The 21,241-nt window shown below is 60.7% G+C and carries 23 protein-coding genes and 3 tRNA genes; 7 read left to right on the top strand and 19 right to left on the bottom strand.

Annotated features, from left to right (window positions below):
- Positions 1-3: 3 nt before the first annotated feature.
- The 16 genes from queE to ACSSU5_RS04525 all read right to left on the bottom strand — a co-directional run bounded on the left by queE (position 4) and on the right by ACSSU5_RS04525 (position 12,825).
- On the bottom strand, positions 4-651 hold the full coding sequence (gene queE, locus ACSSU5_RS04450; protein ID WP_264311971.1) for a 7-carboxy-7-deazaguanine synthase QueE: 648 nt from the start codon (positions 649-651) through the stop codon (positions 4-6).
- A gap of 159 nt (positions 652-810) precedes the next feature.
- Entirely contained in the window at positions 811-1,626 is an 816-nt protein-coding gene (ybgF, locus tag ACSSU5_RS04455; protein ID WP_492560687.1) for a tol-pal system protein YbgF, read from the bottom strand.
- 6 nt (positions 1,627-1,632) lie between these two features.
- The gene (gene pal / locus ACSSU5_RS04460; protein WP_012273762.1) at positions 1,633-2,133 is read right to left on the bottom strand and encodes a peptidoglycan-associated lipoprotein Pal; all 501 of its coding nucleotides are present in this window, start codon (positions 2,131-2,133) and stop codon (positions 1,633-1,635) included.
- Positions 2,134-2,187: 54 nt separating this feature from the next.
- On the bottom strand, positions 2,188-3,459 hold the full coding sequence (gene tolB, locus ACSSU5_RS04465; protein ID WP_264311969.1) for a Tol-Pal system beta propeller repeat protein TolB: 1,272 nt from the start codon (positions 3,457-3,459) through the stop codon (positions 2,188-2,190).
- Between the two features lie 26 nt (positions 3,460-3,485).
- Positions 3,486-4,634, bottom strand: coding sequence for a cell envelope integrity protein TolA (tolA, locus tag ACSSU5_RS04470; protein WP_264311968.1), 1,149 nt, complete (start codon positions 4,632-4,634; stop codon positions 3,486-3,488).
- Positions 4,634-5,086 (bottom strand): protein TolR, encoded by a 453-nt coding sequence (gene tolR, locus ACSSU5_RS04475; RefSeq protein ID WP_012273765.1) that lies wholly within the window; start codon positions 5,084-5,086, stop codon positions 4,634-4,636. Before tolR ends, tolA begins: the two co-directional genes overlap by 1 nt.
- A 14-nt stretch (positions 5,087-5,100) precedes the next feature.
- Positions 5,101-5,796 (bottom strand): protein TolQ, encoded by a 696-nt coding sequence (tolQ, locus tag ACSSU5_RS04480; protein WP_008090219.1) that lies wholly within the window; start codon positions 5,794-5,796, stop codon positions 5,101-5,103.
- 2 nt (positions 5,797-5,798) lie between these two features.
- Complete coding sequence (gene ybgC, locus ACSSU5_RS04485; protein WP_264311967.1) at positions 5,799-6,251, bottom strand: tol-pal system-associated acyl-CoA thioesterase; 453 nt, start codon at positions 6,249-6,251, stop codon at positions 5,799-5,801.
- A gap of 125 nt (positions 6,252-6,376) precedes the next feature.
- Positions 6,377-7,423: a Holliday junction branch migration DNA helicase RuvB gene (ruvB, locus tag ACSSU5_RS04490; RefSeq protein WP_264311966.1), complete on the bottom strand. Its 1,047-nt coding sequence runs from the start codon at positions 7,421-7,423 to the stop codon at positions 6,377-6,379.
- A complete protein-coding gene (gene ruvA, locus ACSSU5_RS04495) occupies positions 7,420-8,037 on the bottom strand; it encodes a Holliday junction branch migration protein RuvA (protein ID WP_264311965.1) in 618 nt (205 codons plus the stop codon). The genes ruvB and ruvA overlap by 4 nt, the downstream gene beginning before the upstream one ends.
- Before the next feature lie 109 nt (positions 8,038-8,146).
- Positions 8,147-8,671 carry a crossover junction endodeoxyribonuclease RuvC gene (gene ruvC / locus ACSSU5_RS04500; protein WP_264311964.1) on the bottom strand — a complete coding sequence of 175 codons (525 nt, stop codon included), beginning with the start codon at positions 8,669-8,671 and terminating at the stop codon, positions 8,147-8,149.
- 124 nt (positions 8,672-8,795) lie between these two features.
- Positions 8,796-9,542 carry a YebC/PmpR family DNA-binding transcriptional regulator gene (locus ACSSU5_RS04505; protein ID WP_264311963.1) on the bottom strand — a complete coding sequence of 249 codons (747 nt, stop codon included), beginning with the start codon at positions 9,540-9,542 and terminating at the stop codon, positions 8,796-8,798.
- A 114-nt stretch (positions 9,543-9,656) separates the two neighbouring features.
- On the bottom strand, positions 9,657-11,432 hold the full coding sequence (gene aspS, locus ACSSU5_RS04510) for an aspartate--tRNA ligase (protein WP_264311962.1): 1,776 nt from the start codon (positions 11,430-11,432) through the stop codon (positions 9,657-9,659).
- 93 nt (positions 11,433-11,525) lie between these two features.
- Positions 11,526-11,747, bottom strand: coding sequence for an FmdB family zinc ribbon protein (locus ACSSU5_RS04515; RefSeq protein ID WP_033699849.1), 222 nt, complete (start codon positions 11,745-11,747; stop codon positions 11,526-11,528).
- Between the two features lie 93 nt (positions 11,748-11,840).
- Entirely contained in the window at positions 11,841-12,170 is a 330-nt protein-coding gene (locus ACSSU5_RS04520) for a ribbon-helix-helix domain-containing protein (RefSeq protein ID WP_492561301.1), read from the bottom strand.
- A gap of 181 nt (positions 12,171-12,351) precedes the next feature.
- Positions 12,352-12,825, bottom strand: a complete 474-nt coding sequence (locus ACSSU5_RS04525) for a Dps family protein (protein ID WP_264311961.1) — start codon at positions 12,823-12,825, stop codon at positions 12,352-12,354.
- A gap of 278 nt (positions 12,826-13,103) precedes the next feature.
- On the opposite strand from ACSSU5_RS04525, the gene ACSSU5_RS04530 reads away from it, so the two are divergent.
- Complete coding sequence (locus tag ACSSU5_RS04530; protein ID WP_319026033.1) at positions 13,104-13,697, top strand: cold-shock protein; 594 nt, start codon at positions 13,104-13,106, stop codon at positions 13,695-13,697.
- Positions 13,698-13,735: 38 nt separating this feature from the next.
- Here the strand turns inward: ACSSU5_RS04530 and ACSSU5_RS04535 are convergent, their stop codons facing one another.
- Both ACSSU5_RS04535 and ACSSU5_RS04540 read right to left on the bottom strand, forming a co-directional pair.
- Positions 13,736-13,942: a SlyX family protein gene (locus ACSSU5_RS04535; RefSeq protein WP_492560688.1), complete on the bottom strand. Its 207-nt coding sequence runs from the start codon at positions 13,940-13,942 to the stop codon at positions 13,736-13,738.
- 1 nt (position 13,943) lies between these two features.
- A complete protein-coding gene (locus ACSSU5_RS04540; RefSeq protein ID WP_492560689.1) occupies positions 13,944-14,363 on the bottom strand; it encodes an HIT family protein in 420 nt (139 codons plus the stop codon).
- A 763-nt stretch (positions 14,364-15,126) separates the two neighbouring features.
- Here ACSSU5_RS04540 and ACSSU5_RS04545 point away from each other — a divergent pair.
- The 3 genes from ACSSU5_RS04545 to ACSSU5_RS04555 all read left to right on the top strand — a co-directional run bounded on the left by ACSSU5_RS04545 (position 15,127) and on the right by ACSSU5_RS04555 (position 19,260).
- A complete protein-coding gene (locus ACSSU5_RS04545) occupies positions 15,127-16,410 on the top strand; it encodes an OprD family porin (protein WP_492560690.1) in 1,284 nt (427 codons plus the stop codon).
- A 160-nt stretch (positions 16,411-16,570) separates the two neighbouring features.
- Positions 16,571-18,286: a proline--tRNA ligase gene (locus ACSSU5_RS04550; RefSeq protein WP_492560691.1), complete on the top strand. Its 1,716-nt coding sequence runs from the start codon at positions 16,571-16,573 to the stop codon at positions 18,284-18,286.
- A 20-nt stretch (positions 18,287-18,306) separates the two neighbouring features.
- Positions 18,307-19,260, top strand: a complete 954-nt coding sequence (locus ACSSU5_RS04555; RefSeq protein ID WP_264311956.1) for a YceB family lipoprotein — start codon at positions 18,307-18,309, stop codon at positions 19,258-19,260.
- Between the two features lie 42 nt (positions 19,261-19,302).
- Here the strand turns inward: ACSSU5_RS04555 and dinB are convergent, their stop codons facing one another.
- Positions 19,303-20,361, bottom strand: a complete 1,059-nt coding sequence (dinB, locus tag ACSSU5_RS04560) for a DNA polymerase IV (RefSeq protein WP_264313877.1) — start codon at positions 20,359-20,361, stop codon at positions 19,303-19,305.
- A gap of 221 nt (positions 20,362-20,582) precedes the next feature.
- Here dinB and ACSSU5_RS04565 point away from each other — a divergent pair.
- The 3 genes from ACSSU5_RS04565 to ACSSU5_RS04575 all read left to right on the top strand — a co-directional run bounded on the left by ACSSU5_RS04565 (position 20,583) and on the right by ACSSU5_RS04575 (position 21,081).
- Positions 20,583-20,659 (top strand) — tRNA-Met (locus ACSSU5_RS04565).
- A 135-nt stretch (positions 20,660-20,794) separates the two neighbouring features.
- A tRNA-Met gene (locus tag ACSSU5_RS04570) sits at positions 20,795-20,871 on the top strand.
- A gap of 133 nt (positions 20,872-21,004) precedes the next feature.
- Positions 21,005-21,081: transfer RNA gene (locus tag ACSSU5_RS04575), tRNA-Met, on the top strand.
- The last annotated feature ends 160 nt before the right edge of the window (positions 21,082-21,241 follow it).

Below are 21,241 nucleotides of genomic sequence, written 5' to 3' on the forward strand. Positions count from 1 at the left end.
CAATCAACGTCCGGGTTCGTCGTTCCACAAAAGCTTGTGCAGCTGCAACTGGAAACGTACGGGCAGGTTGTCGGCAATGATCCAGTCAGCCAGGTCGCTCGCGCTCACCTGATGGTGGCTAGGCGAGAACAGCACCTCGCCGGCACGCTCGGCCAGGTTGTACTGGATCAGCTTGGACACGGCCCAGTCATAATCCTCGCGGGAGCAGATCACGAACTTGACCTGGTCATTGCGGGTCAGGTGCTCGATGTTCTCGTAGCGATTTCGGTGCGACTCCTCGGAGCCTGGGGTCTTCAGGTCGACCACGCGACTGACGCGGGTGTCGGTACCCGAAATATCCAGCGCGCCACTGGTCTCCAGCGAGACTTCGTAGCCGGCATCGCACAACTGCTGGAGCAACGGCAAAGCATTGGGCTGGGCCAACGGCTCACCGCCAGTGACGCAGACGTAGCGCGGTTTGAAGCCGGCCACCTGTTCCATGATCGAATCGAGGGTGCGAAGGGTGCCGCCAGTGAACGCGTAGGCACTGTCGCAGTACTGACAGCGCAGGGGGCAACCGGTCAGGCGCACGAATACCGTGGGCAGCCCAGCCGTTCGTGTTTCACCCTGCAAAGAGTAAAAGACTTCGGTGATGCGTAATGTGTCTTGCATGATCGCCACGGGCGTGACAGCTAAACAGGCTGTCCGCCTCCGTCAGGCACTGTCGCGGACTCGACATGGCGTTATCCGCAGCAGCGTGTTTAAGAAAAAGGGCAGTAATTCTAACGAAAAAACCCGCGACTGGCGCGGGTTTCTTTCGAAGGGTGCAGCTTAGAGCTTCTGCAGGTCACGCTGCGCCAGTTGCGCGGCAGACGTGCCGGGGTACTGGGTGATGACTTGCTGCAAAATGCCTTTGACCTTGTCGGTGTGGCCCATGCGGCGTTCGACATCGGCCAGCTTGTACAGCGAATCAGGCACTTTGCTGTGCTTGGGGTACTTCTGGCTCACCTGGGCAAATGCCTGACTGGCACCTGGCAGGTCACCCTTGGCCAGGTTCACCTCACCCAGCCAGTACTGGGCGTTGCCGGCGTACTGGCTGTTGGGGTATTTGCGCAGGAAGGCGTTGAACGCCTGGCTGGCCTTGTCGAAGTCCTTCTGCTTGATCAGGTCGAAAGCGGCATCGTAATAGAGCTTCTCTTTCGCCGGATCACCGGGCTCGCTGCTGGCGGCCGGTTGTTGTGCAGCAGCGCCAACGGCGCCTGCTGCTGCACCGGGGGCGGCATTGGATGCACCACCGGTAGCGGAATTGTCAGGGGTCGCGGCAGGCGCGGCACCACTGTTGATGCGACGGTCCAGATCCTGGTAACGCTCCAGGTTCTCCTGCTTCATGCGCGACACATCGTTTTGCAACTCTTCGATGATGCCTTGCTGGCGGGAAAGCTGATCCTGCATCTGTTGCAGCTGCATGAACAGCTGCCCCTGCGCAGAGGCAGGGGCCGAAGCCCCTGCCCCGGCATAGGCGCCGCTCGTGCCATAACCCGCAGGCGGATAACCGCCTGCGTTGTCATCTACTACAGGGATCTCAGCCCAGGCCGCGAGCGGCAGGCTGAGTGCGAGGACGGTTACAACACGGCGGCACATTCGCATAGGAACTTACTTACGCAGTTCTACGCGACGGTTCTGAGCCCAGGATTGCTCGTCGTTGCCAGTGGCAACAGGACGCTCTTCACCGTAGGAGACCAGTTCCAGTTGAGCAGGGGAAACGCCCTGCAGAACCAGGTAACGCTGAACGGCCTTGGCACGACGCTCACCCAGAGCCATGTTGTACTCGCGGGTGCCGCGCTCGTCGGTGTTGCCTTCCAGAACAACGCGGTTGCCGTTGGACTTCAGGTCCTTGGCGTGAACGTCCAGAGCGCGCATGGCTTCTGGCTTCAGGTCCGAGCTGTCGTATTCGAAGTAGAAGGTGGTGATTGCGCGCAGGGCGGCTTCTTCGCTCAGGGAACCGTCAACGGCGCCGGTGTTTGCACCGTAGCCAGCGTTCGGATCGACAGCAGCGCCTTCACCAGCGTTGTCGCCGCCCTTCGAGGAGCAACCTACAGCTACAGCCATGGCCAGAGCCAGCGCAGCGAATTTACCAAACTTCAGCATTTCCATCGTGAAACTCCTAATGAAACCCCAGTGTGTTAAGCAAAACGTATTACGCCGCAATCAGTTCAGGAAAGGGGACCAGGACGGTTCTCTGACTTCGCCTTGAGCGGTAGGAAGTGGGAGCCTCACGCGGCCATTAAGCGACACGAGCATCAAGACTCCCCGGCCCTGCTGGCGGGTGGCGTAGATTAGCATGGTGCCGTTTGGCGCAACAGTGGGAGACTCATCAAGACTTGTTTCAGAGAGAATCTTTACACTTCCGCGCTGCAAGTCCTGTGCCGCCACTTTGAAGTTGGTGAAGCCCTGCTGACGGTGGATCATCACCAGCGTCTTTTCGTCCGCCGAAAGTTTCGGGTTGGCGTTGTAGTTGCCGACGAAAGTTACGCGCTCGGCGCTACCACCACTGACCGACTGCTTGTAGATCTGTGGCTTGCCACCACGGTCGGAGGTGAAGTACAGGGTGTTGCCATCCTTGCCCCAGAACGGCTCGGTGTTGATACCGGGGCCGGCAGTGACACGGCTGATCTGACGCGAAGCCACGTTCATCACGTAGATGTCCGGGTTGCCATCTTTGGACAGCACGAACGCCAGGCGCGAACCGTCAGGCGACCAGGCCGGCGCACCGTTGAGGCCTTCGAAGTTGGTGACCTGCTCACGGCGACCGGTATCGATGTGCTGAACGAAAATGCGCGGGCGCTTCTGCTCAAACGACACATAGGCAATACGCTTGCCATCCGGTGCAAAGCGTGGCGACAGGATCGGCTCACGCGATTGCAGCAGGGTCACCGCCCGAGCACCGTCGTAGTCCGAACGCTGCAGGGTGTAACGGGTGTTGTTGGTGGAGAAACGCTCGGCCGTCACGTACAGCATGCGCGTCGAGAACGCACCCTTGATACCGGTGAGTTTTTCGAACGACTGGTCGGCGATGTAGTGCGACATGTCGCGCAGCTGGTCAACGCTGCCCGCCACGCTACCGGTCAGCACTTGCTGCTCGGTGGCGACGTTGAACAGGGCGTACTGCACCTGCAGGCGCCCGCCCGACGGCACGATGCTGCCGACCATCACGTACTGGGCACCCAGCGCTTTCCAGTCGCGGAAGATGACTTCGCTGGCCTGGGATGGCTGGCTGATCATGTTCTGCCGCGGGATCGGCGAGTAGTAGCCGGAGTTGCGCAGGTCGTTGCCAATGATGTCGGCCATGTCTTCGGGCAGCACGCTGCCGCCCTGCAGACCGAACGGCACTACCGCGATGGGCGTGGCCCGGTCGCTGCCACTGGTGACCAGGATGTTCTTTTCATCTGCCACCGCCATGCCTGCTACGCAGCAGAGCATGACCAGCAGTCCTCTCAGACGTTTAATCACAACGCTAGATCCTCAGGTGTAAATGTCATCTTGAACGAACGATACTGATTGAAATCGCTCGGCTTCATACCCTGCATTTCGGTCAGACGACCGATGTTCTTCACTGCTGCCACCGCCGAACTGTCGAACGGACCGTCGCCACTGGAGCGCAGAACGCTGGCATTGGTGATGGTGCCATCTGGCAACATGTTGATCTGCAGGACCACCGTCATGCCCTTACGCGCGGAAGGCGGACGCGCCCAGCCTTCGGCCGCTCGCAAACGGATCAGGTCGTCGAAACTGCCGGCCACCTGGTCGCCTTGCTCGTCAGCCAGTGCCTGCTGCCGCTCGGTGGTGTCGGACAACAGCTCGGCCAGGGCCTGGGCTTTCTTGTCTTCCGCCGACTTACGGGCCGCTTCCTGTGCCTTTTTCTTCTGGGCGTCTGCCGCGGCCTTTTTCTTGGCCTCTTCAGCTGCCTTCTTCTTCGCATCCTCGGCCGCCGCTTTCTTCTTGGCGTCCTCGGCTGCTTTCTTCTTGGCCTCTTCGGCTGCCTTTTTCTTGGCGTCCTCGGCGGCTTGTTTTTTCGCTTCCTCGGCAGCCTCTTTCTTGGCGTCCTCGGCGGCTTTCTTCTTGGCCTCTTCCTCAGCCTTTTTCTTGGCGATGTCGGCCTGTTGCTTCTCGGCGGCCTTCTTCGCCTCCTCGGCTTTCTTGGCTTCGGCGGCTTTCTTGGCCTCGGTGGCCTTGGCAGCTTCCTCAGCCTTCTTGGCTTCGGCGGCTTCAGCTTTCTTGGCCTCGGCAGCCTCAGCCTTCTTGGCCTCGGCAGCCTCGCGAGCCTCCTCGGCCTTTTGAGCGGCGTCGGCTTTCTTTTGTTCCGCGGCCTTCACGGCCTCTTGCTCGACCTTCTTCTGTTCAAGCTGCTCGACTTCGGTCTGGCGCGAGGCGGTTTTCTTCGCTTCCCCGGCAATCTTCTGATTGGTCTGGGTAGTCGCCTGGCTCTTGGACTTGAGCTGATACAGGGTAGCTTGGACGATCGGCTTGGAAGGCGGCAGTTCAGGCGTCATGGCAAAACTGACGAACAGCATGGCGAACACCAGCACATGCAGGCCGATGGCCCAGACACTGGGCCAGAAGTAGCTTTCCGAGGCGGATGGCTCTCGCTGTTGCATCAGGGCGCCTCGGTAATCAGGCCAACGTTACCGACACCGGCCTTCTGCAACCCGCCCATGGCACCCATGACGGCGCCGTAGTCGACAGCCTTGTCGCCACGAATGAAGACCTGGGTCTGCTTGCCCTGGTCACGGCCGGCGGCAATGATCTTGGTCACTGCGTTGGTCATGTCGGGCAAGGTCATGGCCTTGTCCATCTGCTTGTCGGTATCGACTTCGCTGCCGAGGTTCCAGTAGTAGGTTTTGTCGGCCTTGATGGAGATGGTGAGGATCTGGACGTTGTTGTCCTGCGGCAAGGCTTCACTGGAAACCTTGGGCAGGTCGACCTTCACGCCCTGGTTGAGCATGGGGGCCGTCACCATGAAGATGACCAGCAGCACCAGCATCACGTCGATGTAGGGCACCACGTTCATCTCGGCGACCGGCTTGCGTTTGTGGCGAACTCGGGCCATGGGCTTCTACCTGATTACTCTTCGCTGGTGTGCACTTTGCGGTGCAGGATCGCCTGGAACTCGTCGGCGAAGGTGTAGTAACGACCGATCAGCACTTCGCTGCGCGCGGCGAATCGGTTGTAGGCGATAACCGCAGGGATTGCCGCGAACAGGCCGATGGCGGTGGCGATCAGGGCTTCGGCGATACCTGGGGCAACCGTGGCCAGGGTGGCCTGCTGGGCGCTGGCCAGGCCGCGGAAGGAGTTCATGATGCCCCACACGGTACCGAACAGGCCGATGTACGGGCTGGTCGAACCAACGGTGGCGAGGAATGGCAGGCTCTGCTCGAGCTTTTCTTCCTCACGCGAAATGGCCACGCGCATGGCCCGGCCAACGCCTTCCATGACCGCGTCCGGGTCGACACCCGGCTGCTGGCGCAGGCGCGAGAACTCTTTGAAACCTGCGCGGAAGACCTGCTCCACGCCCGAATCCGGGTCTGGGTTGCTGCCTGCCTGACGGTACAGCTTGGACAGGTCGATACCCGACCAGAAGCGCTCCTCGAAGGCATCCAGCGCACGACGACCGGCGCGCAGCATGGTGCTGCGCTGAAAGATCATGATCCATGAGGTGACCGAGGCGGCCACCAGGATCAGCATTACCAGCTGTACCACCACGCTGGCATTGCTGACCAGACTCCACATGGAGGTATGGTCGACGACGTTAGCTTCCACGCTTATTCTCCTGCATTCGATTGTGTACCCGAGCCGTCCGCCATAAAGGCGTCGCGCAGCTGGGGGGGTATGGCTCGGGGTTTGAAAGTGTCGGCGCGCACGGCGGCCACCAGGAACTGCCCCTCGCAGAGCAGCGTTTCATCCTTTTCCCGCCAGACCTGCTGTACGAAACGCAGGCTGGCACGATTGAGTTCAAGTACTTGCGCGGTAACCCGCAGTTCATCGTCCAGACGCGCCGGCGCGTGGTAGCGCGCCTCGCTGGAATGGACCACGAACAACAGGTTTTCACCGGCCAGCTGCGATTGGGAAAAGCCCAGATGCCGCAGCCGCTCGGTACGCGCGCGCTCCATGAATTTCAGGTAGTTGACGTAATACACCACGCCGCCCGCATCGGTGTCTTCGTAATAGACGCGACAACGGTGGGCGAACGGTTCGAGCTGATTTTGCGCGCGCATACTCTAGTGCTTACTCCTCAGCTTGCCAATCCGCTGCGGCAACTGTTTTTTCTTCATTAATGTCTTATTGCCAGCGCGCCAGTGGCATGCCAGCGGTAGGACCACAAAAAGCCGGGTTTGATCTGTCATTCATCGCCTGGCTCGGAAAAATCACCACCCTCCCCCAGGCGCCCGGGAATATTCAGGCCAAAGTGCAGGTAGGCATGCCGAGTGACCACGCGGCCGCGCGGCGTGCGCATGATGTAACCCTGCTGGATCAGGTAGGGTTCGAGCACGTCTTCGATGGTGTGGCGCTCTTCGCTGATGGCGGCCGCGAGGTTGTCCACGCCCACCGGGCCACCGTCGAACTTCTCGATCATGGTCAACAGCAGACGGCGGTCGGAATGGTCGAAACCACGCTCGTCGACATCAAGCAGGTTCAGCGCCAGGTCAGCCACAGCCTTGGTGATCTGGCCCTTGCCGCGCACTTCTGCATAGTCGCGCACACGGCGCAGCAGGCGGTTGGCGATACGTGGCGTGCCACGGGCACGCCGGGCGATTTCGAAGGCGCCCTGGTCTTCGATGACCAGGCCCAGGATGCCGGCGGAACGGCTGACGATGGTCGCCAGGTCCTTGTCGCTGTAAAACTCCAGGCGCTGGACGATGCCGAAGCGGTCACGCAACGGGTTGGTCAGCATGCCGGCGCGGGTGGTGGCCCCCACCAGGGTGAAGGGCGGCAGGTCGAGCTTGATCGAACGGGCGGCAGGCCCTTCGCCGATCATGATGTCGAGCTGGAAGTCTTCCATCGCCGGGTAGAGCACTTCTTCGACGACCGGTGAAAGCCGGTGGATTTCGTCGATGAACAGCACGTCATGGGGCTCAAGGTTGGTCAGCATCGCCGCCAGGTCGCCCGGGCGTTCGAGAATAGGCCCCGAGGTACTCTTGACCGACACGCCCATCTCGTGGGCGATGATGTTGGCCAGGGTGGTCTTGCCCAACCCTGGCGGGCCGAAGATCAAGGTATGGTCAAGCGACTCGCTGCGCCCCCGGGCGGCCTGGATGAACAGCGACATCTGCTCGCGCACCACGGGCTGCCCGATGTAGTCGTCCAGGCGCAGGGGGCGGATCGCGCGGTCCTGGACCTCTTCGCGGTCACGCCCACTGGCGGCGATCAGACGGTCGGCTTCGATCACTTGGTAATCATCCCTTTGAGGCTGCTGCGGATCAGTTCTTCACTGCTCAGGCCCGCCTTGTCCTTGATGGCGGACACTGCCTTGCTGGCTTCCTGCGGCTTGTAGCCCAGGGAGACCAACGCACTGACGGCATCGGCCTCGGCCGAGGAGGCGCTGCTGGCCGGTACCGGCCCGTCGGACACCAAGGTGAACATGGCCGGCGAGGTTTCCCAGGCCTTGAAGCGGTCCTTGAGCTCGACCAGCAGGCGCTCGGCGGTCTTCTTGCCAACACCCGGCACGCGCACCAGGGCCGAGGTGTCCTGGGCCTGCACGCAACGCACCAGCTCGTCGGCCTCCAGGCCCGACATCAACGCCAGCGCCAGCTTGGGCCCGACGCCATTGAGGCGAATGAGTTCGCGGAACAGTTCGCGCTCGCGCTTTTCGTGAAACCCGTAGAGCAGATGGGCGTCTTCGCGAACCACCAGGTGGGTGTGCACGGTAACTGTTTCGCCGACCTTGGGCAGGCGATACAGGGTGGTCATGGGCACTTCCAGCTCATACCCCACGCCATTGACGTCGATAATCAGGTGCGGCGGTTGCTTTTCCGCCAGGGTGCCGCGCAAACGTCCAATCACGTTCCGATCCTTCCTCTCGGGGAGCCGGTCAAAGACCGCTCAACCCTATCAGCAAATGCGATGGGTGAACCTGTCACCCGAACAAAATGTGTATCAGCGCATGAAGCGCCTACAGACGCAAGCGCCCACCGCGTCGCCGTGCCGTGGCCAGGCCATGCGGCACCAGGCTGGAGCGGGTATGGGCATGGCACAGGGCGATGGCCAGGGCGTCGGAGGCGTCGATCTGGGGTTTCTGCGTCAACTTGAGCAGGTGCATGACCATCATCATCACTTGCTCCTTGTTGGCCCCACCCGTACCCGCGACGGCCTGCTTGACCTGGGTAGCACTGTACTCGGCGATTTCCAGCCCTGCCTCGGCTGCCGCCACGATCGCCGCCCCGCGGGCCTGGCCAAGCTTGAGCGCCGAGTCGGGGTTACGGGCCATGAACACCCGTTCGATGCCCATGGTCACCGGCTCGTGCTGCTTGATGATTTCGCTGACACCGCGAAAGACGATCTGCAAACGTTCGTGCAACTCACCACTGCCCGTGCGGATACAACCCGACGCCACATACTCGCAACCACGGGCGGTCTGGCGAACCACGCCGTAACCGGTGATTCGCGAGCCTGGGTCGATACCAAGAATCAGAGTCATAACGCCTGCAATGTCGTTGCAATCAGTAGTGGCCATTCGCGGGCAAGCCCGCTCCCACAGAAACCGTGTAGTACCTGTGGGAGCGGGCTTGCCCGCGAATGGCCGCAAAGGCCAAAGGAAAACCTTAGCCGAGTTTTTCCATGATCTCGTCGGAAATCTGGGCATTGGAATAGACGTTCTGCACGTCATCCAGGTCTTCGAGCATGTCGATCAGCTTGAGCACCTTCTCAGCGCCCTCCAGGTCGAGCTCGGCACTGGTGGTCGGCTGCATGACGATCTCGGCGTCATCGGCCTTGAAGCCAGCCTCTTCCAGGGCATTACGCACGGCGTAGAAGCTGCTGAAGGAGGTGAAGACATCGAACGAGCCGTCGTCATTGCTCACCACGTCGTCGGCATCGGCCTCCATCGCGGCTTCCATCAAGGCGTCTTCATCCACGCCCGGCGCGAAGCTGATCTGGCCCTTGCGCTCGAACAGGTAGGCCACTGAGCCATCGGTGCCGAGGTTGCCACCACACTTGGTGAAGGCATGACGCACGGCAGCAGCGGTACGGTTGCGGTTGTCGGTCATGGCTTCGACCATGATCGCCACGCCACCGGGGCCGTAGCCCTCGTAGCTGAGCTCTTCGACGTTGTCGCTTTCGTTGGTGCCAGCACCACGGGCAACGGCGCGGTCGATGATATCGCGGCTCATGTTGGCGCCGAGGGCCTTGTCCAGCGCCAGGCGCAGACGCGGGTTGGACGCCGGATCCCCCCCGCCTTGCTTGGCGGCGACGGTCAGCTCGCGGATCCACTTGGTGAAGACCTTGCCTCTCTTGGCATCCTGGCGCTCTTTGCGGTGCTTGATGTTCGCCCACTTGGAATGACCAGCCATAACGACTCCAAATTCTTTGAAACACAAACAATTGCGCCCCTGACGGGGCGCAACGACAAAAAAACCTGCGCCGTAACGCAAAGGCGCATCCATCTGGATGCGCCCGGGGTCCGCTTACTCGACCTTGGTCTGTTCGCGCAGGCGGATGTGCAGCTCGCGCAAGGCCTTGGCGTCGACCAAGCCTGGGGCCTGGGTCATGACGCAGGCAGCGCTCTGAGTTTTCGGGAAGGCGATCACTTCACGGATCGACTGGGCACCGGTCATCAGCATGACCAGACGGTCCAGGCCGAAGGCCAGGCCACCGTGAGGCGGCGCGCCGAACTTCAGGGCGTCGAGCAGGAAGCCGAACTTCTCTTCCTGTTCCGCTGCTTCGATACCCAGCAGACGGAACACCGCCTGTTGCATCTCTTTGCGGTGGATACGGATCGAACCGCCACCCAGCTCGGTGCCGTTCAGCACCATGTCGTAAGCACGCGACAGCGCGGTGGCCGGGTTGGCCTCCAGCTCTTGCGGGGAGCACTTCGGTGCAGTGAACGGATGGTGCAGCGCAGTGAAGCTGCCGTCTTCGTTCTCTTCGAACATCGGGAAGTCGACAACCCACATCGGCGCCCATTCGCAGGTGTGCAGGTTGAAGTCGTTACCGACCTTGATCCGCAGCGCGCCCAGGGCTTCGCTGACGATCTTGGCCTTGTCGGCGCCGAAGAACACGATGTCGCCATCGACTGCACCCACGCGATCGAGGATCACGTTGAGGTTGGCTTCCGGGATGTTCTTGACGATTGGCGACTGCAGGCCTTCGACACCCTTGGCGCGCTCGTTGACCTTGATGTACGCCAGGCCCTTGGCACCGTAGATGCCGACGAACTTGGTGTACTCATCGATCTTGCTGCGCGGCATGCTGGCGCCGCCTGGCAGACGCAGGGCGGTAACGCGGCATTTTGGATCGTTGGCAGGGCCTGCGAAGACCTTGAAGTCGACGTCCTTGAGCTGATCGGCAACGTCGACCAGTTCCAGCGGGTTGCGCAGGTCTGGCTTGTCGGAACCGTAACGGCGCATGGCTTCTTCGAAGGTCATGTGCGGGAACTCACCGAACTCCAGGTCCAGGACTTCCTTGAACAGCTTGCGGATCATGCTCTCGGTGAGGCCCATGATCTCGGATTCATCGAGGAAGCTGGTCTCGATGTCGATCTGGGTGAATTCCGGCTGGCGGTCAGCACGCAGGTCTTCGTCGCGGAAGCACTTGGCGATCTGGTAGTAGCGGTCGAAACCGGCAACCATCAGCAGCTGCTTGAACAGCTGGGGCGACTGCGGCAGGGCAAAGAAGCTGCCGGCGTGGGTGCGGCTCGGCACCAGGTAGTCACGCGCACCTTCTGGCGTGGCGCGGGTGAGGATCGGCGTCTCGACGTCGAGGAAGCCGTTTTCGTCGAGGAAACGACGGATGCTGCTGGTGATGCGCGAACGCAGGCGCAGCTTGTCGGCCATTTCCGGACGACGCAGGTCGATGAAGCGGTAACGCAGGCGGGTTTCCTCGCCGACGTCGGAGTATTCGTTGAGCGGGAACGGCGGCGTTTCGGCCTCGTTGAGCACCTGCAGCTCGTAGCCCAGCACTTCGATGCCACCGGAGGCCATGTTCGGGTTGACCGCGCCTTCCGGACGGCGGCGTACCTTGCCGGTGATCTGCACGACGTACTCGCTGCGCACGCGGTCGGCGGCGGCGAAGGTTTCGGCGCGATCAGGGTCGAATACGACCTGGGCCATGCCCTCGCGGTCACGGATGTCGAGGAAGATCACCCCGCCGTGGTCGCGGCGACGATGGACCCAGCCGCAAAGGGTGACTTCCTGGCCGTCCAGGCTCTCGTTCAGTTGGCCGCAATAATGGCTGCGCATCATGATGGTGGTTTCGCTTCTCGTGATTCGTGTATTCGGTGGAGGCCTTGGCCGCCCAGAGGGCTAATACTGCAAGACCCGGTCACAGCATTCAACTCAGTCGGCCTTGTCGCCGCCTGCCAGATTCTTTTTCGCCCCGGTCTTGAAGTCGGTTTCGTACCAACCGGTACCGCTCAGGCGAAAGCCGGGTACCGACAGCAGCTTCTTCAGCGCCGGCGCCTGACAGGCCGGGCAATCGGTCAGCGGCGCGGCGCTGATCTTCTGCAGCGCTTCCATGCGGTGCTCGCAGGACGCACATTGATAGTCATAAAGGGGCATGGGTGTCTCTCGTCAACCATAAACGCTGGCTGCCGGGGCAGCAAAAAGCGGGATTATATATGGTTAGCAAGCACTGCGCAGCCCGCCTGGCGATCAGCGTGCACTCGGCGGATCAAGTAGCCAGGCGACGCAGATCACGCGGATCAGGCCGCTGAAGTTGCGGACCCCACCCTGGCGCAGATGCACCTCGCGATCCACATAGGACAGCACCGCGCTGACCGAACACCGGTTGGCCTCGGCGATACGCTCCAGGATCCCCCAGTAGACCGCCTCCAGGCGCAGGCAGGTGGAAAACCCGTTGAGCCGCACCGAGCGCGAAACCGGCCTGATCTGCAACATGTCGAAGTCGGCCTTGAAGGGGTCGACGCATTGCTTGCTCGGCCAGCGTCCCTGGCCACCGCCTCGTTTGTGTTCTTGCATCATGCCTGCCATTTGGCCACTCCATCGCGACTGCCATGGCCCCTGCACCCGGGCCTCTACGGCAACCATGAAGCGCCAGCCTGCGCCTTCGAAGCAGCGGCAAAACCTTCCCGCAGAAACGCAAAAAGCCCGACTGCACTACCGGCAGTCGGGCTTTTCAGGCGTTTCTGACGCTACGCGGCGACTATCTATCGTCGAGCAAGGAGCGCAGCATCCAGGCAGTTTTTTCGTGCACCTGCATGCGCTGGGTCAGCAAGTCGGCGGTCGGCTCATCGCTGACCTTATCCACAGCCGGGAAGATGCTGCGTGCAGTGCGCACCACCGCCTCCTGGCCCTGGACCAACTGACGGATCATTTCGTCCGCCGCCGGCACGCCCTCCTCCTCCTTGATCGAAGAATGCCGCGCATAAAAGGCATAGGACCCCGGCGCCGGGAAGCCCAAGGCACGAATCCGCTCGGCAATCGAGTCGACCGCCAGCGCCAGCTCGGTGTACTGCTCTTCGAACATCAGGTGCAGGGTACGGAACGACGGACCGGTGACGTTCCAATGAAAGTTATGGGTTTTCAGATACAGCACATAGGTATCCGACAACAGGCGGGACAGCCCATCGACGATGGACTTGCGATCTTCTTCACTGATACCGATATCGATTGCCATGAAGTTCCCCTTTCCATAAGGCTTGATGATCAAGCGGGCCCTTCACACTGTATCAACACTTGGTAAAAGCCGCCTGTGACATAGCGCAACACATCGGCTGCAGTGGCCTGCGGTTTGAGTACCCTGCCCCTTTGCTGTTAAATAGGCAGGGTGCCACCCGTGCGGACTGTTATTGCCGGGTGCATAGGCTGGCCCACCACGTGTTCGCGCTTTACACCTCATGCGCACCGTGTCGCCAGCTCTTCCTGTGATCAGCTTGTCAACTGTGAGCCAACCCCATGTTCAAGATCGTCCATCTGGTGACGGGCGTAGCGGCTTTGCTGCTATCGCTCATACCCAGCCTGAAAACCGATGCAACACCCTTCCTGCAGCAACCTGATGCGGTCTACCTGGCGCTGCTCGGCCTGCTTAACCTGGTATTGGCCCCGGTCGTGCCGTTGTACTACCGAGGTGCCCGGCAACAACTGCAACACCTGGCCTGCGCCCTGCTGGTGGTGGCCGTGGTGCTGCAGACCTTGACGCTGCTGGCTCGGCCCGAGATGGGCAACCTGGCGGCGCTGGTCTGCGCGGCACTGGCCGTGGCCCTGCACCTGGCCGCAGGCTTCGCCCGTGGCAACAGAAAAGCCCGCGCCAGCCAGAACGCGCCCCTGGAGGCCGGCAACCGCGATACGGGTACGGTCAAGTGGTTCAACACGTCCAAAGGCTTTGGCTTCATTTCCCGCGATTCGGGCGACGACATCTTTGTGCACTTTCGCGCCATTCGCGGTGAAGGCCACCGCATTCTGGTCGAAGGCCAGCGCGTCGAGTTTTCAGTCATGCACCGTGACAAAGGCCTGCAGGCCGAAGATGTGGTCGCGGTAACCCGTCGCTGACCTTGCCAGCCCTGGTGCAATGCCAGGGCTGCCTGAACTCAATAATGAGGTGGCGGCGCCTCTTCTCCCTCGCTGCCGTACTGCCCCACCATCTCTTCGTAACGCTTGAGCAGCTCGGCCATCTGCAGTTGCAGGCGTTCGATCACCCGCCCCTGCTCGACCACCACATCATTCAACGCCTGGAGCGTATCGTCCTGGAACGCCTGCCGGGTTTCGAGCTCGATGATTCGCAATTCAGGTGACATTTCAGGCCTCCTGGTAATCGTCGTTGAGCAGCGCGCGAAGGCGCTGACGGATGGCATCGACCTGCCCCGGCGCATACTCGACGGCCGGCACCTTGCCCCACACTGGCGCTGGCCAGGCGGCGTCATGCTTGTGGCGAACGATCACATGCATGTGCATCTGGCTGACCACATTGCCCAGCGTGGCAACGTTCACCTTGTCAGCCTCGAACTCGCGCTTGAGCGCCTCGGCCAGGTACGTGGTTTCTGTCCACAGTTGCGCCTGGTCTTCCTGGCTCAAGTCGAACAACTCGCTCACGCCGGCGCGCCGAGGCACCAGGATGAACCAGGGGTAATTGGCATCTTTGCTGAGCAGCAAACGGCACAACGGAAAGTCTCCAAGCACCCAAGTATCTTGCTGCAAACGCGAATCCATCTCAGCCACTACCAACCTCCAACACTCAAAAACGGGCCCGCGACACACGGGGCTATCGCGCAAGGATACCTTGCTTCGCGTGCGCCGGCATGTCACAGCCGCCCTGCACTGCACACTTTAAGTTCATGAACACCCGCAGCGTGCACAGCCGCGGTAACACACCGCTACTTTTCGCACCAAAATGAGGCCGCAAACGAGCACGGCACTACGCTTTTACCCACTCGAATGACACTGCATTAACAGTGATCGGTAACACATTGACTTTTATGACAGCTTTTGGGTTTGAAACGGACAACTTATCCGGCACACCATCAGACAAGCCTCACCCCGTGTTTCCGGTACTTTCCGACCTTCGGCACCCGCGTTTGTGAAAATTTCATGAACCGGGGTTAATTTTGAGCACGGTTGTTGCATTCCTTCCCCACCAAGTCGGCACGGCATCTGCATTGAGCGATGTACGCGACAAATAACAACAGCCGCTTTGGATACACCAGGGAGTTTCCCTAACCGGAATCTGTAGTTACAGATTCGTCACGGTGACAGGAACAGCGCTGGCGTTGTACGACCCGGAAACCGGGGCGTGATTTGCGACATGGAAATACCTTAAAGCGACATGGCCATAAAGTTCACGAAACGATGAATATGCCCATATCGCCAACAACAGTCAGCGTGCTATACATTTCCGCCGACATAACAAGAAAGAGCTGCCCCATATAACTAGAAAACTTGGGCGCAGCGGTACTCTTCCTAAAAACCAAAGGAGCAAATCACGATGCGCGTGATGAAGTGGAGCATGATCGCCCTGGCCGTTTCGGCAGGGACCTCGCAATTGGCCTTCGCCTCTGCACAAGACGAGTCCAAGGGTTTCATCGAAGACAGCCAGCTGAACGTCAAAACTCGCATGCTGTACTTCAGCCGTGACTTCCGCAACAACCCAGCCGGCAGCCAGAGCCGCGTGGAAGAAACCGGCCTTGGCTTCCTCGGCACTTACGAATCGGGCTTCACCCAGGGCACCGTAGGCTTCGGCGTCGACGCCATCGGCATGCTCGGTCTGAAACTGGACAGCGGCAAAGGTCGTGCTGGCACCGGCCTGTTCCCGACCGGCTCCGATGGTCGTTCGCAAGATGATTACTCCGAGGGCGGCGGCGCTGTAAAAATGCGCATTTCCAATACCGTGCTGAAGTTCGGTGACCAGTTCACCGCCATGCCGGTATTCGCCACTGATGACAGCCGACTGCTGCCAGAAGTTGCCGAAGGTGGCCTGATCACCAGCAACGAGATCGATGGCCTGACCCTGAACGCCGGTCACTTTACCGCCATGAATGCCCAGGCTCAGACGTTCCACGACAGCCTGAACCTGACCGAAGCCAACATCTTCGGCGGCACCTACGCTGTCACCGACAGCCTCAGCACCAGCATCTACTACTCGCGCGTCGAAGATCACTTCCGCAAGTGGTACGGCAACATCAACTGGGCGCTGCCGATCAGCGACAAGCAAGGCCTGGTGTTCGACTTCAACATCTATGACACCAAATCCATCGGCGACAACCGCACCGGCGCGTTCGTCAGCAAGTCCGACGGCAGCAACGAACTCGACAACATCGCAGCCAGCTTGTCCGGTGCCTACAACATTGGCGCCCACACCTTTACCCTGGCCTACCAGAAGGTCAGCGGTGACGGCGACTACGCCTATGGCGTAGACGGCGGCGGTACCGTGTTCCTGGCCAACTCCATCGCCCGTTCCGACTTCAACGCCGAAGACGAGAAGTCCTGGCAGGCGCGCTACGACCTGAACTTCGCCGAGTTCGGCGTACCAGGCCTGACCTTCATGACCCGTTACGCGCGCGGTACCGGTGCAACCACCCGTACCACCGACAACGGCAAGGAATGGGAACGCGACATCGACGTCAAATACGTCATGCAGAGCGGCCCGGCGAAGGACCTGAGCTTCCGTGTCCGTCAAGCTACCTACCGTTCCAGCGACGGCGTGTACTACGGTTCGAGCTCGATCGACGAACTGCGTCTGATCGTCGAATACCCGCTGAGCATCCTGTAAGCCTCGCTTATAGTGCCCCGCACCTGAAAAAGCCCGGCACGATTGCCGGGCTTTTTCTTGGCTGACAATTGCCACGCCCTGGGGCATCCTGTACGCCTTCGTTTCGCCCCCGTACAATGCGGGGTCATTTCAACGTCTTAGGCAATCGACACGGCCCACCATGCGCACCAGTCAATATTTGCTCGCCACCCAGAAAGAAACCCCTGCCGACGCAGTGGTCATCAGCCACCAGCTCATGCTGCGCGCCGGCATGATCCGCAAACTGGCCTCTGGCCTGTACACCTGGCTGCCGATGGGCTTGCGAGTAATGCGCAAGGTCGAAGCCGTGGTACGCGAGGAAATGAACGCCGCCGGCGCCCTGGAAGTGCTGATGCCAAGCATCCAGCCTGCCGAACTGTGGCAGGAATCCGGTCGCTGGGAGCAGTACGGCCCAGAACTGCTACGCGTCAAGGACCGCCACAACCGCGACTTCTGCGTTGGCCCGACCCACGAAGAAGTCATTACCGACCTGGCCCGTAACGAGCTGTCCAGCTATAAACAGCTGCCGCTCAACATGTACCAGATCCAGACCAAATTCCGTGACGAGATCCGCCCGCGCTTCGGCCTGATGCGCGGCCGCGAGTTCATCATGAAGGACGCCTACTCCTTCCATGCCGACCAGGCTTCCCTGCAGGAAACCTACGACCGCATGCACCAGGCGTACAGCAACGTCTTTAGCCGCCTGGGCCTGGACTTCCGCCCAGTGCAAGCCGACACCGGCTCCATCGGTGGCAGCTACTCGCACGAATTCCACGTCCTGGCCGAATCCGGTGAAGACGATGTGATCTTCAGCGACAGCTCCGACTACGCCGCCAACATCGAGAAGGCCGAGGCCATCCCACGTGAAAGCGTGCGCCCAGCCCCAGCCGAGGAGCTGCGCCTGGTCGACACGCCGGATGCCAAGACCATCGCCCAGCTGGTCGAAAACTTCGGCCTGCCGATCGAGAAGACCGTCAAGACCCTGATTGTGCGCGGCGCCGAAGAAGGCAAGCTGATCGCGCTGATCATCCGTGGCGACCACGAGCTCAACGAAATCAAGGCCACCAAGCTGGAACAGGTTGCCGACCCGCTGGTCATGGCGACCGAAGCTGAACTGCGCGACGCCATCGGCGCCGGCGCAGGCTCGCTCGGCCCGCTGAACCTGCCACTGGAATGCGTCATCGACCGTTCGGTTGCCCTGATGAGCGACTTCGGCATCGGCGCCAACATCGACGACAAGCACTACTTCGGCGTCAACTGGGAACGCGACCTGCCGGTTCCGCAAGTCGCCGACCTGCGCAATGTCGTCGAAGGTGACCCGAGCCCGGACGGCCAGGGCACCCTGGTGATCAAGCGCGGCATTGAAGTCGGGCACATCTTCCAGCTCGGCACCAAGTACAGCGAGGCACTCAAATGCCAGGTACTGGGCGAGAACGGCAAGCCGGTGGTGCTGTCCATGGGTTGCTACGGCATCGGCGTGTCCCGTGTGGTCGCTGCCGCCATCGAACAGAGCTACGACGAAAAAGGCATCATCTGGAACGACGCCCTGGCGCCTTTCCAGATCGCCCTGGTGCCGCTGCGCTATGAAACCGAGGTGGTTCGCGAGGCGACCGACAAGCTGTATGCCGAACTGACCGCCGCCGGCTTCGAAGTACTGCTGGACGACCGCGACAAGAAGACCAGCCCTGGCATCAAGTTTGCCGACATGGAGCTGATCGGCATCCCGCACCGCATCGTCGTCAGCGACCGCGGCCTGGCCGAAGGCAATCTGGAATACAAGCACCGCACCGAACAGGATGCTCAAGCGCTGCCACTCAATGAAGTGCTGTCCTTCCTGCAGGCCCGCGTTCGCCGCTGATAATCAATGCACGAGTGATCATGTCCAAGCGAAGTACCTTTACCCTGGGGGGCGCCGCACTGTGCGGCGCCCTGCTCATCAGCGGCTGCGCCAACCAGATGTCCCAGCGCAGCGAGCACGAGGAGCGCGTCGAGCGAAAGCTGCTCGAACACAGTCTGCAGATCGATGTCGGCGAGCCGAAGGTGATGGAGCTGCCGCAACGACGTGTGCGCGTGCATGAGCAAAAGCGCTTCGAAGTCACCGAGTTCGAAGTCACCCGTCGCTACGACCGCTACACGCCCTACCAGCCCTGGCGGGAGATCTACGAGATCCCGCTGGGTGCGGTGGCTGTGGTGGCTGGCGTGGGGGCCAACGTGGTCAACGTCTTCGCCTTGGGCAACCTGCCTGAAAGCGTGACCCACGACTGGCTCAGCTATGGCGTGGCGGGGCTCAACCCGTTCATGAACGTGCAGTCCAACGGTCGCGCCCAGCAGAACCTTGCCGGGATCAGCGAAGTACAAAAGGACAAACGCGAAGAATCCACCAGCCTGCCCTGGAGCGAGCGCCTGGTTGAGGTCAAGGCCGGCAAGATGAACCACGAGCTGACCACCGACAGGAACGGCGTACTGCGCCTGAACCTGCTCGACAGCCCGTTCTCGGAGCAGAACCTCAACCACATCGGTACCCTGCACCTGCAGGTGGTCGATGAGGACAATGCGGTGCGCGGTGACGCCAGCCTGCTGGTCAGTGCCACCCTGCGCAACAAGCTGCTCGAAGCCCACGAACTGATCTTCGACGACCTGGAAGACGATGATGTCGGCCAGTGGGTGCACCGGGTCAAGCGCCTGTCCGAGCTGGGCCTGGAAGAGGAAGCCAGTGAAATGGAGCAGAGCCTGATCGAGCTGACGCGCAACGATCCGGAACTGCAGCAGGAATTCTTGCAATCACTGACCAAGGCCACCGGGCGGTTAGTGGCTGATCCTGGCGTGCAATAAATGACGTGCAGTAAATGAACAGGGCCGCTTTGCGGCCCTTGTTCATTTAGGTGGAAACAACTCCAGTTGCTCATGCGCACCGCGCAAATCCCGCAGCCTTACCCCTACGCCCAGCAAGCGCACCGGCTTGCCACCCCGTGCAAACGCCTGCTTCAGTAACTGCCGGTAACTCTCCAGGTCCCTGCCCGCCCCCGCCTGCTCCATTGTCGTCTGGCTGAAGTCATGGAACTTGACCTTGACGAAAGGCTTGTCCGGCCGATAGCTGCTATCCATACGGGCGATGCGCTCATCAAGGCTGTCGAGCAATGCAGGAAGGCGTTCCAGGCAACTGGCCAGATCCGGCAGGTCGGTATCGTAGGTGTTCTCCACACTGACCGATTGCCTGCGGCTGTCATTGTGCACGGCGCGATCGTCAATACCCCGCGCCAGCCCCCACAGCCGCTCACCAAAACTGCCGAACTCACGCACCAGCGCCAGGCGCGACCACTCACGCAGGTCAAGGCACGTGTCGATGCCCATCCTCGCCAGCTTGTCCGCCGTAACCTTGCCCACGCCGTGCAACCTGGCCACCGGCAAGGCAGCGACAAAGGCTTCGACCTCACCCGGGGTGATGACGAACAGCCCGTTGGGCTTGCGCCAGTCGCTGGCAATCTTGGCCAGGAACTTGTTGGGTGCGACACCCGCCGACACCGTGATATGCAAGGTACGGGCGACGCGCCGGCGGATATCTTCAGCAATACGCGTGGCGCTACCGGCATACCACTGGCTATCGCTTACATCCAGGTAGGCCTCATCCAGCGACAACGGCTCGATCAGCTCGGTGTAGTCACGAAAAATGGCGTGAATCTCACGCGATGCCTCGCGATAGGCTTCAAAACGCGGCTTGACGATCAACAAGTCAGGGCACAGTTTGAGCGCATGCCGCGATGACATGGCCGAGCGCACACCATAGGCGCGCGCTTCATAGTTGCAGGTGGCGATCACCCCGCGATGCTCGGCCGACCCGCCGACCGCCATGGGCCGACCGGCCAGGCGCGGGTCATCACGCATCTCGATCGCGGCGTAGAAGCAATCGCAGTCGACATGGATGATCTTGCGCAAGGACATGGATGACCGTCAGTACTGTAGATTCATACAGATAGTATCGCATGCCCCCTCTGGCGCAACAGCCTGCGCGCCGCATCGTTCGACAATCGGCCTGAAAGCCCCGCCACGCCTGACCCGCACGCATTAATCAAACGCTAAGGGTTTGAACGAAAAAGGTTTTTTAAGTAAAAACGCTTGACATAGGTGCGTAAATCCGTAGAATTCGATCTCACAGGCGCGGGATGGAGCAGCCTGGTAGCTCGTCGGGCTCATAACCCGAAGGTCGTCGGTTCAAATCCGGCTCCCGCAACCAGATTCGAGAAAAGGCCACTGTTAACGCAGTGGCCTTTTTCTTTGCGCTCAAAAAAGACGACAGCCAAAAAGTTACGAGAAATCAAGTGTTAGCGCTTGACACTGAATCGTTAAACTGTAGAATGCGCCCCACAGACGCGGGATGGAGCAGTCTGGTAGCTCGTCGGGCTCATAACCCGAAGGTCGTCGGTTCAAATCCGGCTCCCGCAACCAAATAAAGAAAAGGCCACTGTTAACGCAGTGGCCTTTTTCTTTGCATCGAAAATGATGCCGAAGAAAATAGGTTGAGAAATCAACAATTAACGCTTTACACAGATTCAACAAGCTGTAGAATGCGCACCTCTGACGCGGGATGGAGCAGTCTGGTAGCTCGTCGGGCTCATAACCCGAAGGTCGTCGGTTCAAATCCGGCTCCCGCAACCATATTAGTCAGAACAAACCCCGCCTGTGTAACAGCAGCGCGGGGTTTGTTGTTTTTGGGTCCCATGCGTTTCGTCGCCTCGCAACCCGCTTGCCTTCAGCCTATCCCCCAGGCTTGAGATGTCGCACTCAGGATGAACTATCTTTAACCCTGCCAGCCCGC

It is taken from the genome of Pseudomonas sp. E1MeOHC2 (assembly GCF_058745025.1).